The organism is Bacillus sp. BML-BC051 (genome assembly GCF_019656175.1).
Classification (GTDB): Bacteria; Bacillota; Bacilli; order Bacillales; family Bacillaceae_G; genus Bacillus_A; species Bacillus_A mobilis.
The window spans coordinates 1-302 of record NZ_BPLI01000118.1 but is presented as its reverse complement, the minus strand read 5'-3'; the positions used below and the strand labels follow the sequence as shown (position 1 = coordinate 302).

1 pseudogene is annotated in these 302 nt (G+C 36.1%); it reads right to left on the bottom strand.

Annotation, left to right across the window (positions count from 1 at the left end):
- Positions 1 to 302: pseudogene (locus K5S59_RS30415) on the bottom strand (group II intron reverse transcriptase/maturase); the annotation flags it as partial.

The following is a 302-nucleotide window of genomic DNA, read 5'->3' as shown; positions in this document are numbered from 1 at the left end:
GTTCCGCTTCGGTTATGTCTGCCAAGTTTTTATGTATCAGGGCTCGTCCTTCTGCGGTGTACTTGTTAATGACTTGCTTTTTCATCATCGGGTTTTTGTGTTGAATATAGGAGATTGGTAGGATGGGACGTTTCATGAGAAATCTCATCATTTTTGACTTTAGATATGGTTTAATACCTTTGTCTTTTCCTTTATATTCTCCTATATTCGTGTATCCATTTGTATTGCTTTTACCTCCAGTTGTTGACTTAGGGAATCTGTTATACATTATGTGGTCAAGATTATGGTTCATTTTACTGAAA